Source organism: Pseudomonas sp. MTM4 (assembly GCF_019355055.1).
Lineage (GTDB): Bacteria > Pseudomonadota > Gammaproteobacteria > Pseudomonadales > Pseudomonadaceae > Stutzerimonas.
On record NZ_CP048411.1, the window covers coordinates 4535008 to 4550581 of the forward strand.

The 15574-nt window shown below is 58.7% G+C and carries 16 protein-coding genes; 12 read left to right on the forward strand and 4 right to left on the reverse strand.

Annotated features, from left to right (window positions below; all coding sequences use genetic code 11):
- The 8 genes from GYM54_RS20895 (at window position 1) to sthA (ending at window position 7338) form a co-directional block, all read left to right on the forward strand.
- Window positions 1-1212 (forward strand): NADH:ubiquinone reductase (Na(+)-transporting) subunit B, encoded by a 1212-nt coding sequence (locus GYM54_RS20895; RefSeq protein ID WP_131648191.1) that lies wholly within the window; start codon window positions 1-3, stop codon window positions 1210-1212.
- Window positions 1205-1999: a Na(+)-translocating NADH-quinone reductase subunit C gene (locus GYM54_RS20900; protein ID WP_181102728.1), complete on the forward strand. Its 795-nt coding sequence runs from the start codon at window positions 1205-1207 to the stop codon at window positions 1997-1999. The genes GYM54_RS20895 and GYM54_RS20900 overlap by 8 nt, the downstream gene beginning before the upstream one ends.
- Window positions 1996-2670 carry an NADH:ubiquinone reductase (Na(+)-transporting) subunit D gene (locus tag GYM54_RS20905; RefSeq protein WP_177493019.1) on the forward strand — a complete coding sequence of 225 codons (675 nt, stop codon included), beginning with the start codon at window positions 1996-1998 and terminating at the stop codon, window positions 2668-2670. Before GYM54_RS20900 ends, GYM54_RS20905 begins: the two co-directional genes overlap by 4 nt.
- Complete coding sequence (nqrE, locus tag GYM54_RS20910) at window positions 2670-3278, forward strand: NADH:ubiquinone reductase (Na(+)-transporting) subunit E (protein WP_131648194.1); 609 nt, start codon at window positions 2670-2672, stop codon at window positions 3276-3278. The genes GYM54_RS20905 and nqrE overlap by 1 nt, the downstream gene beginning before the upstream one ends.
- Window positions 3279-3293: 15 nt before the next feature.
- The gene (nqrF, locus tag GYM54_RS20915; RefSeq protein ID WP_131648195.1) at window positions 3294-4517 is read left to right on the forward strand and encodes an NADH:ubiquinone reductase (Na(+)-transporting) subunit F; all 1224 of its coding nucleotides are present in this window, start codon (window positions 3294-3296) and stop codon (window positions 4515-4517) included.
- 1 nt (window position 4518) lies between these two features.
- A complete protein-coding gene (locus GYM54_RS20920; protein ID WP_181102726.1) occupies window positions 4519-5541 on the forward strand; it encodes an FAD:protein FMN transferase in 1023 nt (340 codons plus the stop codon).
- A complete protein-coding gene (gene nqrM / locus GYM54_RS20925; protein WP_131648197.1) occupies window positions 5538-5768 on the forward strand; it encodes a (Na+)-NQR maturation NqrM in 231 nt (76 codons plus the stop codon). The genes GYM54_RS20920 and nqrM overlap by 4 nt, the downstream gene beginning before the upstream one ends.
- Window positions 5769-5943: 175 nt before the next feature.
- A complete protein-coding gene (sthA, locus tag GYM54_RS20930; RefSeq protein WP_131648198.1) occupies window positions 5944-7338 on the forward strand; it encodes a Si-specific NAD(P)(+) transhydrogenase in 1395 nt (464 codons plus the stop codon).
- 161 nt (window positions 7339-7499) lie between these two features.
- Here sthA and GYM54_RS20935 read toward each other — a convergent pair whose 3' ends face one another.
- From GYM54_RS20935 to GYM54_RS20945, 3 genes are read right to left on the reverse strand one after another with little or no spacing between them, the layout of a single operon-like run.
- Window positions 7500-8222, reverse strand: coding sequence for a glycerophosphodiester phosphodiesterase family protein (locus GYM54_RS20935; protein WP_131648199.1), 723 nt, complete (start codon window positions 8220-8222; stop codon window positions 7500-7502).
- Complete coding sequence (locus GYM54_RS20940; RefSeq protein ID WP_131648200.1) at window positions 8219-8524, reverse strand: phosphodiesterase; 306 nt, start codon at window positions 8522-8524, stop codon at window positions 8219-8221. The genes GYM54_RS20935 and GYM54_RS20940 overlap by 4 nt, the downstream gene beginning before the upstream one ends.
- Window position 8525: 1 nt before the next feature.
- Window positions 8526-9098: a PilZ domain-containing protein gene (locus GYM54_RS20945; protein WP_131648201.1), complete on the reverse strand. Its 573-nt coding sequence runs from the start codon at window positions 9096-9098 to the stop codon at window positions 8526-8528.
- Window positions 9099-9197: 99 nt separating this feature from the next.
- Here GYM54_RS20945 and GYM54_RS20950 point away from each other — a divergent pair, with 99 nt between their 5' ends.
- From GYM54_RS20950 to GYM54_RS20960, 3 genes are read left to right on the forward strand one after another with little or no spacing between them, the layout of a single operon-like run.
- A complete protein-coding gene (locus tag GYM54_RS20950) occupies window positions 9198-10445 on the forward strand; it encodes a lipoprotein-releasing ABC transporter permease subunit (protein WP_197444516.1) in 1248 nt (415 codons plus the stop codon).
- Between the two features lie 7 nt (window positions 10446-10452).
- Window positions 10453-11151: a lipoprotein-releasing ABC transporter ATP-binding protein LolD gene (gene lolD / locus GYM54_RS20955; RefSeq protein WP_131648948.1), complete on the forward strand. Its 699-nt coding sequence runs from the start codon at window positions 10453-10455 to the stop codon at window positions 11149-11151.
- A complete protein-coding gene (locus GYM54_RS20960) occupies window positions 11151-12398 on the forward strand; it encodes a lipoprotein-releasing ABC transporter permease subunit (protein WP_197444517.1) in 1248 nt (415 codons plus the stop codon). The genes lolD and GYM54_RS20960 overlap by 1 nt, the downstream gene beginning before the upstream one ends.
- A gap of 201 nt (window positions 12399-12599) precedes the next feature.
- On the opposite strand, the gene GYM54_RS20965 is transcribed toward GYM54_RS20960, so the two are convergent.
- A complete protein-coding gene (locus GYM54_RS20965) occupies window positions 12600-13115 on the reverse strand; it encodes a DUF2062 domain-containing protein (RefSeq protein WP_131648204.1) in 516 nt (171 codons plus the stop codon).
- Window positions 13116-13291: 176 nt separating this feature from the next.
- Between GYM54_RS20965 and GYM54_RS20970 the strand changes: the two genes are divergently transcribed.
- Window positions 13292-15517: a DNA internalization-related competence protein ComEC/Rec2 gene (locus GYM54_RS20970; RefSeq protein ID WP_197444518.1), complete on the forward strand. Its 2226-nt coding sequence runs from the start codon at window positions 13292-13294 to the stop codon at window positions 15515-15517.
- Window positions 15518-15574: the final 57 nt, after the last annotated feature.

The following is a 15574-nucleotide window of genomic DNA, read 5'->3' on the forward strand; positions in this document are numbered from 1 at the left end:
ATGGGCATTCGCGCATTCCTCGACAAGATCGAGCATCATTTTGAAAAGGGCGGCAAGTACGAGAAGTGGTACGCACTGTACGAAGCCGCCGATACCTTCCTCTATCGTCCGGGCAGCGTCACCAAGACCACTGCGCACGTGCGTGACGGCATCGACCTCAAGCGGATGATGATCACCGTCTGGATGTGCACCTTCCCGGCGATGTTCTTCGGCATGTGGAACGTGGGTTATCAGGCCAACCTGATCTTCGCGCAGAGCCCCGATCTGCTGGCTGCGCAGGAAGGCTGGCGCTTCGCGCTGATCGGCGCTCTGGCCGGCTTCGATCCGACCAGCTTGTGGGATAACTTCATCCAGGGGGCGGCCTACTTCCTGCCGATCTACGCGGTGACCTTCATCGTCGGCGGTTTCTGGGAAGTGCTGTTCGCATCCATTCGCAAACATGAGGTCAACGAAGGCTTCTTCGTCACTTCGGTGCTGTTCGCATTGATTCTGCCGCCGAGCATCCCGCTGTGGCAGGTGGCGCTGGGCATCAGCTTCGGCGTAGTGATCGGCAAGGAAATCTTCGGCGGCACCGGCAAGAACTTCCTTAACCCGGCTTTGACCGCTCGTGCTTTCCTATTCTTCGCCTATCCGGCGCAGATGTCCGGTGACGCGGTGTGGACATCCGTGGATGGTTTCTCTGGTGCGACCGCACTCAGCCTCGGCTTCGTCGGCGGTATCGAGAATATCATCGGCAACGGCATCACTTGGATGGATGCATTCATCGGCACCGTGCATGGCTCGGTCGGAGAAACCAGCACGTTGGCGATCTTCATCGGCGGCGCGGTGCTGCTGCTGACCAAGATTGCCTCTTGGCGCATCGTTTCCGGCGTGATGATTGGCATGATTGTGCTGAGCTACCTGTTCAACCTGATCGGTTCCGACACCAATCCGCTGTTCGGCATGCCTTGGTACTGGCATATGGTGGTGGGCGGTTTCGCCTTCGGTCTGATTTTCATGGCGACCGATCCGGTTTCGGCCTCCATGACCAATACCGGAAAGTGGGTATTCGGCATCCTCATTGGTGTGATGGTCGTGCTGATCCGCGTGGTCAACCCTGCCTTCCCGGAAGGCATGATGCTGGCGATTCTGTTCGCCAACCTGTGTGCACCGCTGATTGACCATTTTGTCATTCAGGCCAATATCAAGCGGAGGCTGGCACGTAATGTCTAGTCAGAAAGAATCGACCGTTCGTACGCTGACGGTAGCCCTGTTGGTCTGCCTGGTGTGCTCTATTTTCGTTGCGGGCGCCGCTGTGGCGCTGCGCCCGACGCAGCTGGAAAATCGCTTGCTGGACAAACAACGCAGCATTCTGGCCATCGCCGGCCTGGGTGAGGCTGGAATGTCCGGCAACCAGGTCAAGCAGCTGTTTAACGAGCGTATCGTTGCCCGCCTAGTCGATCTGGAAACTGGCAAGTTCAGTGATGAATTTGATGCCACGACTTTCGATCCGCTGGTTGCTGCCAAGGATCCAGCTTTGTCCGAAGCGCTACCGAGCGACGAGGACATCGCCTCGATCAAGCGCCGCGAGCGTTACAGCACCGTTTATATCGTTGAAGGGGAGAGTGCGGGCGAGATCGATACACTGATCCTGCCTGTTCGTGGCTACGGCCTGTGGTCAACTCTCTACGGCTTTATGGCGGTCGAAGGCGATCTCGACACCATTGCCGGCTTTGGTTTCTACCAGCATGGCGAAACTCCCGGCCTGGGTGGTGAGGTCGATAATCCGATATGGCGAGGTCAGTGGCCCGGCAAGGAGCTGTTCGATGACAACGGCAACCTTGCTGTGCAAATCGTCAAGGGCAGCGTGGATCCGCAGAGCCCGAAGGCGAATCACCAAGTCGACGGCCTAGCAGGTGCAACGCTGACCAGCAACGGTGTAAACAACCTGCTGCACTTCTGGCTAGGCGAGAATGGCTTCGGCACCTTTATCGCTAATCTGCGCGCAGGGGAGGCATGAGCATGTCGCAACCTACAATCAAGCAAGTCCTGTTCGATCCGATTTTCAACAACAACCCCATCGGCCTGCAGATTCTCGGAATCTGCTCGGCGCTGGCGGTTACTTCCAACCTCAATACTGCGTTAGTGATGTCTGTCGCGCTGACGCTTGTGGTTGCGTTCTCCAACTTGTTCATCTCGATGATCCGAAGCCAGATCCCGAGCTCGATCCGCATGATCGTGCAAATGGTGATTATTGCCTCGCTGGTGATCCTGGTTGATCAGGTGCTCAAGGCTTATGCATTCTCGCTATCAAAGCAGTTGTCGGTCTTTGTCGGTCTGATCATCACCAACTGCATCGTGATGGGACGTGCCGAGGCGTTCGCCATGCAGAACCCGCCGATGCTGTCGTTCTTCGACGGATTGGGTAACGGTCTGGGCTACAGCGCCATGCTGATCGCGCTTGGCATCATTCGCGAGCTGTTCGGTGCGGGCAAGTTGATGGGCTATACCATCTTCCCTGTGGTCAACGACGGTGGCTGGTACCTACCCAACGGCATGATGCTGCTTCCTCCTTCGGCGTTCTTCCTGATCGGTCTGTTCATTTGGGGCATCCGTGCCTGGAAGAGGGAGCAGGTCGAGAAGCCGTCCTTCAAGATGGCGCCGCAAGTCTCGAACAAGGAGGCTTACTAATGGAGCATTACATCAGCCTGTTCGTCCGTGCCGTGTTCATCGAGAACATGGCCCTGGCGTTCTTCCTCGGCATGTGTACCTTCATCGCGATCTCGAAGAAGGTGGAAACGGCGATTGGCTTGGGTATCGCGGTTATCGTGGTCCAAGCCATCACCGTGCCGGCCAACAACCTGATCTACACCTATTTGCTCAAGGCGGGTGCGCTGTCGTGGGCCGGTTTGCCTGAAGTGGACCTGAGTTTTCTCGGGCTGCTCAGCTACATCGGCGTGATCGCGGCCATCGTTCAGATTCTCGAGATGACCCTCGATAAGTACGTGCCCAGCCTCTACAACGCGCTGGGTGTGTTCTTGCCACTGATCACCGTGAACTGCGCCATCATGGGCGGCACCTTGTTCATGGTCGAGCGTGATTACAACTTGGCGGAAAGTACTGTCTATGGCGTTGGTTCGGGCTTGTCCTGGGCACTGGCCATCGCTTTGCTGGCGGGCATCCGCGAGAAGCTGAAGTACAGCGATGTACCGGATGGTCTGCAGGGTCTGGGCATCACCTTCATCACCATCGGCCTGATGTCGCTGGGCTTCATGTCATTCTCTGGCGTACAGCTCTAAGGACGGGATGAACAGATGAGTTACGAAATTTTCCTCGCCATCGGTATGTTCACCGCCATTGTGCTCGCGCTGGTGGTGATCATCCTGGCGGCACGCGCCAAGCTGGTTTCCAGCGGCGATATCAACATCGAGATCAACGGCGAACGCACTATTACCGTGCCTGCCGGCGGCAAGTTGTTGCAGACTCTCGCGTCGAATAACATCTTCCTCTCGTCCGCCTGTGGTGGTGGCGGCACCTGCGCGCAGTGCAAGTGCATCGTCGAGAGCGGTGGTGGCGAGATGCTGCCCACCGAAGAGTCGCACTTCACCCGTCGCGAGGCAGGGGAGGGCTGGCGTCTGTCCTGCCAGACTCCGGTCAAGGCAGACATGAAGATCGAGGTGCCGGAAGAAGTCTTCGGCGTGAAGAAGTGGGAATGCACGGTGGAGTCCAACCCCAACGTGGCCACCTTCATCAAGGAGTTGACCCTTAAGCTGCCCGAAGGCGAAAACGTCGACTTCCGTGCCGGCGGTTACGTGCAGCTGGAGTGCCCACCGCACACGGTGGCCTACAAGGATTTCGATATTCAAGAGGAATATCGCGGCGACTGGGACAAGTTCAACCAGTGGAAATACGTTTCCAAGGTTGAGGAAACGGTGATTCGTGCTTATTCCATGGCCAACTATCCCGAAGAAGTCGGCCTTGTGAAATTCAATATCCGCATTGCTTCGCCGCCTCCGGGTAAGGATCACTTGCCACCGGGGCAGATGTCGTCGTGGGTATTCAATCTCAAGCCGGGTGACAAGGTCACCGTTTACGGGCCCTTCGGTGAGTTTTTCGCCAAGGATACCGATGCCGAAATGGTCTTCATCGGCGGCGGCGCCGGTATGGCACCGATGCGTTCGCACATCTTCGATCAGCTCAAGCGTTTGAAGTCCAAGCGCAAGATGACCTTCTGGTATGGCGCACGCTCCATGCGCGAAGCGTTCTACGTCGAGGAGTACGATCAGCTGCAGGCCGAGAATGAAAACTTCGAGTGGCACTTGGCTCTATCCGATCCTCAGCCTGAAGATAACTGGGAAGGCCCGACCGGCTTCATTCACAACGTGCTGTTTGAGAACTATCTGAAGGATCATCCGGCGCCGGAAGATTGCGAGTTCTACATGTGCGGCCCACCGATGATGAATGCCTCGGTCATTAAGATGCTTACCGACATGGGCGTGGAACCGGAGAATATCCTGCTCGACGACTTCGGCGGCTAGCATGACCCACGCGTTATTGCAGCCCGTCATCGTTGCCGCCTTGGCGGCAGCCCTGACGGGCTGTCTTTTTCAGGACAAAGTGGAAAGCTTCGGCGGCCCGACCATGGGCAGCACCTATTCGGTGAAGTACGTGGCGGGCGACCAGGCCAACAAGGCACAGCTACAGCGTGACACCGAGTCGATACTGGCGGAGATCGACAAGCAACTGTCGACCTATCGCTCTGATTCGGATATCGAAGTTTTCAATGCCTTGCCTGCCGGTGAATGCATGGCCATGCCGAGCGGCGTGCGCGAGTTGGTCATGGCAGGACAGCGGCTTTCGGAGGAAAGCGACGGTGCTCTAGATCTCACCATCGAGCCGCTGCTCAACCTCTGGGGCTTTGGTCCTCAGGGACGAGGCGAGCGGGTTCCGTCGGCGGAAGAGATCGCCAGGGTTCGACAGGATGTCGGCCAGCAGCATCTGCGGGTCGAAGGCGAGCAACTTTGCAAGATCAGGGCCGTGCAGGTCGATTTTAACAGTATCGCCGCAGGCTACGCGGTGGATCAGGTGGCGGAAACGCTCGAGGCATCTGGCGTTAGCAGCTATCTGGTAGAAATCACTGGTGAGCTCAAGGCTCGAGGCCGTAAGCCGGACGGCGCGCCTTGGCGCATCGCTATCGAAGCGCCGCATGATGATGAGCGCGTCGCTCAACGGATCATCGAGCTGGATGGCTATGCCGTTTCCACCTCCGGCGACTATCGCAACTATTTCGAGCGTGACGGCAAACGTTATTCCCACACGCTCGATCCGCAGACCGGTTTCCCTATCGATCATCACCTGGCAGCTGTAACGGTTGTCGATCCCTCGACATTGCGGGCCGATGGCTTGTCTACTGTGCTCATGGTGTTGGGTCCCGACCGGGGGTTAGCGTATGCGGCAGAGCGTAAAATCGCAGCGCTCTTCGTCATTCGCGAAGGGCGGAAATTCGTAAGCAGAAGTACCGAGGCGTTCGATGAACTGTTCGGTGCGGGAGTAGAGCAATGACTTGGTTAATTGTTTTTCTCGTCATGTTGTTGGTCGTGTTCGGCATGTCCATCGGTGTGATCATGGGGCGCAAGCCCATTGCTGGTTCCTGTGGCGGTATCGCCAACCTTGGCATCGAGAAGGAGTGCTCGATCTGCGGCGGAAGCCGCGAGAAATGCGAGGAGGTCAACAAGGAGACGAGCCAGGGTGCAGAAGCGGATCTCGCATACGACGCGACCAGACGCTGACAGTGGGCGTTGATCGGACTGCCGGCTTCAGCCATCGGACTCCAAGGTGCTGGGTTTCGCGTCGATGCCGCACGGATTCTCGGCGCATGACTCAAGGCACCGATGCGCAAGCGATCTTGCTGGTCGACCAATTCGTTAAAGCAGCAGGGTTCCTGCTGCGTGTTCAGGGGGGAATATGGCTGTCTACAATTACGATGTAGTGGTATTGGGCTCGGGGCCAGCCGGCGAAGGCGCGGCGATGAACGCGGTCAAAGCGGGGCGCAAGGTAGCCGTAATCGATAGCAGACCGCACGTCGGTGGCAACTCTACCCATCTGGGTACCATCCCTTCCAAAGCGCTGCGCCATTCGGTGCGGCAGATCATGCAATACAACACCAATCCGTTGTTTCGCCAGATTGGCGAGCCGCGCTGGTTTTCGTTCCCCGATGTACTGAAGAGTGCTGAGAGCGTAATCGCCAAGCAGGTGACTTCGCGCACCGGCTATTACGCACGTAACCGCATCGACATCTTCTTCGGCACCGCGAGTTTCGCTGATGAGCAAACGGTGGAAGTCGTCAGTGCCAACGGCATGGTGGAAAAGCTGGTGGCCGGCCAGTTCATCATCGCCACCGGTTCGCGCCCTTATCGTCCCTCCGACGTCGACTTCTCGCACCCGCGCGTCTACGACAGCGACACCATTCTGACCCTGAGCCATACACCGCGCCGGCTGATTATTTATGGCGCCGGCGTGATCGGATCCGAGTATGCGTCGATTTTCAGTGGACTGGGTGTGCTGGTCGACCTGATCGACAATCGCGATCAGTTGCTGAGCTTCCTCGACGATGAAATCTCCGATGCGCTCAGCTATCACCTGCGCAACAACAACGTGCTGATCCGCCATAACGAGGAGTACGAGCGCGTTGAGGGTGTTGACAATGGTGTCATCCTGCACCTCAAGTCAGGTAAGAAGATCAAGGCAGATGCCTTCCTTTGGTGCAATGGGCGGACCGGTAACACCGACAAGCTTGCGTTGGAAAACATTGGTCTGAAGGTCAACAGCCGCGGGCAGATAAAAGTAGACGAGCATTACCGTACCGACGTGGGCAACATCTACGCGGCTGGAGACGTGATCGGCTGGCCCTCGCTGGCCAGTGCTGCGTATGACCAGGGGCGTTCGGCCGCTGGCAGCATCGTCGAGAACGACAGCTGGCGCTTCGTTGATGACGTGCCGACCGGCATCTACACCATTCCGGAGATCAGTTCGATCGGTAAGAACGAGCGTGAACTCACCGAGGCGAAGGTCCCCTACGAAGTGGGCAAAGCGTTCTTCAAAGGAATGGCGCGGGCGCAGATCTCAGCCGAACCGGTCGGTATGCTGAAAATACTCTTCCATCGCGAGACGCTGGCGGTGCTTGGCGTGCATTGCTTTGGCTATCAGGCTTCGGAAATCGTCCACATCGGCCAGGCGATCATGAATCAGCCGGGTGAGGCGAATACGATCAAGTACTTCATCAACACCACGTTCAATTACCCGACCATGGCCGAAGCCTATCGCGTCGCTGCATTTGACGGACTAAACCGGCTTTTTTGAGCGGCTCCGACCGGTGGCCTGAGCCGGTCGGAGAGGTTACCCGAAATTGGCGCTGGCCAAATCGGGAGAGTTTTTGATCAGGTAGAAGCAGCTGGAAGGTGGACGGTGGAAGTAAAAGCAGGAAGAGCGCTTGACGGTTTTTCTGCGCCAAGCACACCAGCTTATCGCTTGGCCAGTGTTTCAACCGCCAAACCGGGAAAGTCGGTAATCAGGCTGTCCACACCAAAATCGGCGAGCCGGCGCATCAGCGCCGGTTCGTTCACCGTCCAGACCGATACGTGCACGCCTTGCTGGCGAGCTTTCGCGATCCGCTCGGGTGTGCATAGCGTCCATTTCAGTGCCAGCAGATCGCAGTCGTATTGCTTGGCCACTTTCAGCGGGTCGAGCCAGGCGTATTCGGCCACCAGACCGCAAGAGATTTCCGGCGTCAGTCGCTTCAGCGCCCGCAACACTTCCCGCGATCCGGACGTGACCGTGATTCGATCAAGCAGGCCGTGACGTTCGGCCAGCTCGCGGATCGCCAGCACCGAGCGTGCGGCACGGACTCTGGAGGCGCTTTTGACTTCCAGCTGCCAGTGGTCGAACGCGCATTTCTCGAACAGCTCCGACAGGCGCGGAATAGGGCAGGGGTGTTTCCAGCCAGGCCCACCCTGGCGTGCATCGTAATGAGTCAGTTCTTCGGCGTCGTGCTCCACGACCTTGCCGCGCTGCCCGGTGGTGCGCTTGAGCGTCGGGTCATGGATGACCATCAGTTCGCCGTCTTTGGACAGATGCAGATCCAGTTCGCAGCGACGCACGCCATGGTCGAGGCACTGCTGGAAACTGACCAAGGTATTTTCCGGGGCTTCGCCCTTAGCGCCTCGATGTCCGTAGATCAGAGTCACGGTTGTATGCCTCGCTGTAGCGGCGTGATGCGTTGATGATGCTGGACGCTGTTGATGACCCGATTGCCCTCGAAGTAGACGGAAAATTCACGGTAATCCCAGCGCGTGATGGGCGGCTGGCCCACGGCAGGGTGTTCCTCGTCGGCGAGACCGAAGCGGTCCAGTACCAGATTCTTGGAGTCGCCCCGAATGGGCATGGCTAGCTCGGCAGAGCCCTGATGGCCAACGGGAATACGGATGATGTCGGCATGTGCCGGGATGCAGAGTGCGATTGTCAGGAAAGGGATCACTAACCGAGGCATTTCAAGTTCCTTGCAGGCTCTCACGGGCCAGGCGTCGTTCAGTCGCCTGTTTCTGAAGGATATGTCGAGCGAGCAGTTGCCGTTGTGCATCAGTCAGCGCTTCGAAGGACGTACCGATTGCAAACCGATTCTCGTCGAGTGCCTGGCAGCTGGCGATGCGTGCGGTGAGCAACATACCCAGGCCCTGCGGCATCAGCACCAGCTTGAGCATCCAGGCCGAACCCTCTTCGAGAGGCTGATCGTTTACGAAGCTGATGCCGCCTTCCGACAGCACGACCGTGCGCGCTGGGGCGAGATTTTTCACCAAGTCTTGCGCCAGTGCCTGGCCGATCAGGTCGATGCGTTTGTTTTGTACCTTCAGATAGTTGGCCAGTGTGCGGTTGCCCTCGGCTATCTGACGTAGGAGATGTTGCGCTTCGAAGTCGAGTTGGTGCAGCTCGCCAAGCAGGTCGAACAGCTGGTTTGCGCCGCTGTCCTTGACTGTTGCTGGGTGTTCCAGCGACAGGATTTCCAGTGCGATCACGTCCTCGATACGGTAGTATTCGCGGCGATCTTCAGTATCTTCTATGGGCATGTCGTTCCCTGGGCTGCAGTGATGGTTTGAGTGTATCAGGCCGCCTGGCAACGTCATTCAGCTTGTTATTTCCGCCAGCGAAAGCGAACCCATCGATTTATGTTCAGACCGCTGTCCGTATATATCGGGGCGCGTTACACACGCGCCAGACGTCGCAGCCTCTTCGTCTCCTTCATATCCTTCACCTCCATGATCGGGCTCGCGCTGGGTGTGCTGGTCATGATCGTCGTGCTGTCGGTGATGAATGGTTTCGACCATGAGATGCGCACCCGTGTGCTGGGCATGGTTCCGCACGCCACGGTCGAAAGCGCGACGCCGATCGACGACTGGCAAACGCTGGGTCAGCGACTCGAGCAGCATCCGCAAGTCGTGGCGGTAGCGCCGTTCATCCAGATGCAGGGTCTGCTGACCAATCGTGGCCAGGTCACCAAGATTCTCATCAATGCGGTGGACCCGGCACTCGAGCCGGATGTATCCATCATCGGTCAGTTCTTCCGTCAAGGGTCGCTGGATAGTTTGCAGCCAGGCGAGTTCGGCATCGTCATCGGCGACAGGGCTGCGGCCAAGCTCGGCGTCGGCGTCGGCGACAAGGTCACCTTCGTCGCGCCGGAAGTGTCGGTCACTCCGGCTGGCGTTTTCCCGCGCATGAAGCGTTTTACCGTGCGCGGCATCTTTCATGTCGGGGCGGGTGAGATCGATGGCTACGTGGCGATGGCCAATATTTCCGATCTCGCACGGCTGCATCGATGGAAGCCGGATCAGGTTCAAGGGCTGCGCCTGCGTTTCGCCGATCTGTTCCAGGCTCCGCGTATCGCCTGGGAGCTGGCCGGCCAATTGGGCGACGACTTCTATTCCCGCGATTGGACCCGCACGCACGGCAATCTCTATCAGGCGATACGCATGGAAAAGGCCATGATCGGCCTCTTGTTGTTGCTCATCGTCGCGGTAGCCGCCTTCAATATCATTTCCACGCTGGTCATGGTCGTGACGGACAAGCGTGGCGACATCGCCATCCTGCGTACGCTCGGCGCGACGCCCCGTCAGATCATGGCGATCTTCATGGTTCAAGGCACGGTAATCGGCGTTGTCGGTACCTTGGTAGGTGCCTTGCTCGGCATCTTCGCCGCGCTCAATGTCAGCAGTTGGATCGCAGCGCTGGAGCGCTTGATCGGGCACAAGTTTCTCAGTGCCGAGGTGTATTTCATCGATTACCTGCCGTCTCGGCTGATGGCTGCCGACGTGGTGCAGGTCTGTATCGCGGCGCTCGTCCTGAGCTTTTTCGCCACCCTGTACCCGGCTTGGCGAGCGGCCCGTACCCAACCGGCCGAGGCGTTACGTTATGAGTGAGCTGGTTATGAACGAAAGGTCTTCGAACGACCGCGCGGTACTGAGTTGCCGCAACCTGGGCAAGCGCTACGAGGAAGGCCCGGAGTCGGTCAGCGTGCTGTCCGGATTGCAGCTGGAGCTTTTTCCGGGAGAACGGGTCGCTATCGTCGGCAGTTCCGGGTCGGGCAAGAGTACATTACTGAACCTGCTCGGAGGCCTCGACACGCCTAGCGAAGGCAGCGTCTGGCTGGCCGGCGAAGAACTCTCGGCATTGAGCGAAAAGGATCGCGGGTTGCTGCGTAACCGCGCGCTGGGCTTCGTTTATCAGTTCCACCATCTGTTACCGGAGTTCACTGCGCTGGAGAATGTATGCATGCCGCTGCTGATCGGCAGGGTGCCGATACCCGAAGCGCGCACGCGGGCCACCGAACTGTTGCAACGGGTCGGGCTTGGCCACCGGTTGGCTCACAAGCCTTCGGAGCTGTCGGGAGGCGAACGCCAGCGTGTGGCGATCGCTCGTGCCTTGGCCAATCGCCCGGCATTGGTGCTACTCGACGAGCCCACTGGCAACCTGGATCACCATACTGCGCAGGGTATTCAGGACCTGATGCTGGAGCTGAGCAGCTCGTTGCGCACAGCCTTTCTTGTCGTGACCCACGACCCGCAACTGGCGGGGCAGATGGATCACATACTGCGTCTGGAAGACGGTCGGCTGGTGGCTGATTGATGTTCAGGCCGCTCAGCATCTTCATTGGCAGTCGTTACACGCGGGCCAAGCGTCGTAACCACTTCATCTCGTTCATCTCCCTGACGTCCATGATCGGCCTCTCGCTGGGTGTGCTGGCGATGATCATGGTGCTTTCGGTCATGAACGGTTTTCAGCGCGAGATGAGCAATCGCATTCTCGGAATGGTCCCGCATGCCGTTATCGCAGGCGACGGACAGCCAGTGGATGATTGGCAAGCGTTGGCTGACCAGGTAATGGCGCATCCTGAAGTGCTCGGCGCCGCGCCGATTACACAGCTCGAAGGCATGCTTTCCTTCAAAGGGGCCATGCAGCCTATCGAGATCAAGGGTATCGATCCGCAGACGGAAGGGGAGGTATCGATCCTCGGCTCGAAAATGATGGCTGGCAGGCTCGACGACCTCAAGCCGGGCGAGTCCGGGGTCATTCTCGGTTTGATGGCCGCGCGTCGATTCGGCCTGAAACTGGGCGACAAGCTCACGCTGATCGTGCCGGAGCTCAGCGATACGCCCGGAGGTGTCACGCCGCGCATGCAGCGCCTGAATGTGGTAGGAGTGTTCAAGGTCGGTGCCGAGCTGGACGGCAGTCTGGCCATGATTCATCGGGCCGATGCGGCGCGGATGCTCCGTTGGCAGCCTGATCAAGTCGAAGGCGTGAGGGTCAGGCTGGCGGATCTGTACCGTGCGCCTGAAACGACGGCTGAGATCATTGCCAGGCTCGATGGGGACTATCGCGGCGAGGATTGGTCGCTGACCCAGGGCAGTCTGTTCAGTGCGATGAAGATGGAAAAAACCATGATCGGCCTGCTGCTTCTGCTGATCGTGGCGGTTGCCGCGTTCAATATCATCGCGACCTTGATCATGGTAGTCGCCGATAAGCGTGCCGACATCGCGATTCTGCGTACCCTGGGCGCAACGCCCCGTCAGATCATGGCGATCTTCATGGTGCAGGGCAGCATCATCGGCCTGACCGGTACACTAATAGGTACTGTTCTAGGAATCCTTGGCGCGTTGAACGTCAGCGCTCTAGTGGCCTGGCTGGAAAAGGTATCGGGACAGCATATCTTTAGCTCCGATGTGTATTTCATCAGCACGTTGCCGTCCGAATTGCGGTTCGAAGACGTCGTCTTGGTGACGCTTGCGGCACTTGTGCTGAGTTTTCTTGCAACGCTCTATCCCGCCTGGCGCGCTGCACAGACACAGCCCGCCGAAGCACTGCGCTACGAGTAGTGCTGCACGTTGGCAATGCCGTATCGAACCGGCCCTGTTGCGGGCCGATCAATCACTACGGCGGTAAAAGACATTGATCCGTTGAGCGTTGCGCTCAACCGTCGAGCCCGTCTGTGGCTGTAATCAATTCAATGTCGGTGCGCCTTGGCTCGCCATGCTCGTGTATTCAACGGCCTGCCAGCCGTAGGAAATGGGTAAAGGTCAGCGGCGATTCTGCTGGCGTTTGCGCCAGCTGCGGCCAACCCACCAGCGCCAATATGCCTGGGTGGCAACGTAGCCCAATACCGATAGCACTATAGCGACGACGAAGGAGCCTAGATAAAGCGGTTGCCAATGGCTATTGAGCATCTGGCGCACCCAGGCGAGGCTCAATTCCACCGGCATTGGCGAGGCCGGAGTATCCATAAGCCAGGCACCAATCTTGTAGTTGCAATAGAAAATCGGCGGCATGGTCAGAGGATTGGTCAGCCATACCAGGCCTATGGCAATTGGCAGGTTGGCTCTGGCGGGCACTGCGCAAACTGCGGCGACGAGCATCTGCATGGGCATGGGGATCATGGCCCAGAACAGGCCGATAGCCATCGCCCTGGAAACGGAATGCCGGTTGAGGTGCAGCAGGTTGGGATCGTGAATCAGCGCGCCAAGAAAGCGCAGGGACTTGTCCTCTTTTATGCGATCCGGGTGCGGCATGTAGCGTTTGAAAAAGCGACGCGGCATGGCGTTTCTCTGGCAGGCGTAAGCACGGCGATTATGCCTGAAACGAGACCCGGCACTGCTAGAGTTTGTGACATTAGGTATACACTGCACCGGCCGACAGGATGTCGAGCTTCGTAGTAGACCACCCGATTATTCGGGTCGCGTTTATTGTTTTGGAAGGGAATCCGGGAGATGTAATGCGTGCAGCGATGCTGGCGCTGGCGGCAGGCCTCCTACTGCTGCGCTTTCTACCGCAGTTACCACCAATGTGGGCGCTGCCCCTCATATTCATAACAGGCCTGGCATTGCTGCCGTTGCGCGTTTGGCCGGGCGCTTTTTTCTGCTTTGGGTTTGGCTGGGCCTGCCTGAGTGCTCATTGGGCGCTGGATGATCGCTTGCCGGTAGACCTCGACGGGCGCACCTTCTGGATGGAAGGACGCGTTACCGGACTGCCGGACATCAGTGATGGCGTGGTGCGGTTCGAACTGGTGGATATTTCGTCGCGCCATGCCGGGCTGCCTTCGCGGGTGCGGTTAGCCTGGTACGGTGGGCCGACATTGCAGGCTGGCGAGCGCTGGCGGCTCGCAGCCAAACTGAAACGACCGCGTGGTCTGGTCAATCCGAACTCGTTCGATTACGAGGCCTGGCTTTTGGCGCAGCGGATCGGTGCCAGCGGCACGATCAAGGCCGGCGAGCGCGTGCCGCTCGCGCAAGGAAACCAGTCGTGGCGCGATCGGCTGCGCCAACGCTTGTTGGCAGTCGATGCGCAGGGGCGCTCGGGCGCAATCGCAGCGCTGGTGGTTGGTGACGACAGTGGTTTGTCTACGTCCGACTGGCGGATACTTCAAGACACCGGAACCGTGCATTTGATGGTGATCTCGGGACAGCATGTAGGGATGCTGGCCGGTCTGCTTTATGGCCTGGTCGCGCTGATGGCGCGCTGGGGTATCTGGCCACCACGGGTCGCCTGGCTACCTTGGGCGTGTGGCTTCGCTTTGGTAGGTGCGCTTGGATACGGCTGGTTGGCGGGCTTCGAAGTGCCGGTGCAACGCGCTTGCATGATGGTCGCGCTGGTGCTTCTGTGGCGCTTGCGCTTTCGACATCTCGGTGTCTGGCTGCCTCTGTTGATCGCGCTCGATGGTGTCCTGCTACTGGATCCGTTGGTAAGCCTGCAACCGGGGTTCTGGCTGTCGTTCCTGGCGGTGACATTACTCGTCCTGATTTTTCGTGGTCGGCTCGGCAGCTGGGTCTGGTGGCGGGCGTTGGGTCGCGCTCAATGGGGTATGGCGTTCGGCTTGTTACCAGTATTGCTTGCGTTGGGCTTGCCGGTAAGCCTGAGCGGTCCGATCGCCAATCTGTTTGCCGTGCCGCTGGTCAGTGCGCTGATCGTACCCTTGTCATTATTAGGCACCTCGCTGTTGTGGCTACCGGATGTCGGCGAGCTGCTGCTATGGCTGGCTGGCGGACTGCTGGCGTTTCTGTTCGATGCGCTGCAATGGCTCGCTGGGTGGCAACCGGCATGGCTGTCAACGTCCTTGCCGCTGTGGAGTTGGTTGCTAGTTGCGCTGGGCATGCTGTTGATCTTGTCGCCTTCCGGAGTGCCGTTCCGGGCGCTGGGGTGGGTGTTCTTCGCGCCGTTGCTATTCCCACCGACGAACGAACCCGCGGTGGGCCAAGCGGAAGTGTGGGTATTCGATGTCGGTCAGGGGCTGGCGGTACTTGTGCGTACGCGTAAGCATGCCTTGCTATATGACGCGGGGCCGCGTTACGGGGACTTCGATATCGGCGAGCGTGTTGTGTTTCCTTCGCTAAGGGCGTTGGGGCTGGCCGATCTCGATCTGCTGATCCTCAGCCATGCTGATAGTGATCATTCGGGAGGCGCCGAGGCAATTCAGCGATTGTTACCGGCAGCACGGGTACTTAGCGGCGAACCGGAGCGACTACCTGCTACGTTGGGCGCCGAGTGGTGCCGTTCAGGAGATCGTTGGGAGTGGGATCAGGTCAGTTTCACGCTTTGGCAATGGCCAGAAAGCAAAAATAGCAACCAGTCTTCTTGCGTACTGTTGGTTGAAGCGGCTGGCGAGCGGCTGTTACTCACCGGGGACATCGATGCGGCAGCGGAACAGGCGCTGATAGCGAGCGATATGCCACTCGAGGTGCGATGGCTGCTGGTGCCGCACCACGGTAGTCGCAGCTCGTCTTCCGCAGCGTTCATCGAGGCGGCGAGTGCTGAGGGGGCGCTGGTCTCGCGCAGTCTTCACAATGCTTTCGGCCATCCACACCCGGACGTCGTGCAGCGTCTGCAAGCATCCAATACGCAGCTTTACGACACCGCCGAGCAGGGTGCCATACGAATCCTTCTTGGACGTTTCGAATCCGCGCAGGGATTGCGCGCCGAACGGCGATTCTGGCGGGAAAAATGAGAACCGAGGCCGTCGGCTGCCTATCGACCCTATGCTAGAGTGGCGCCACTTTTTCGA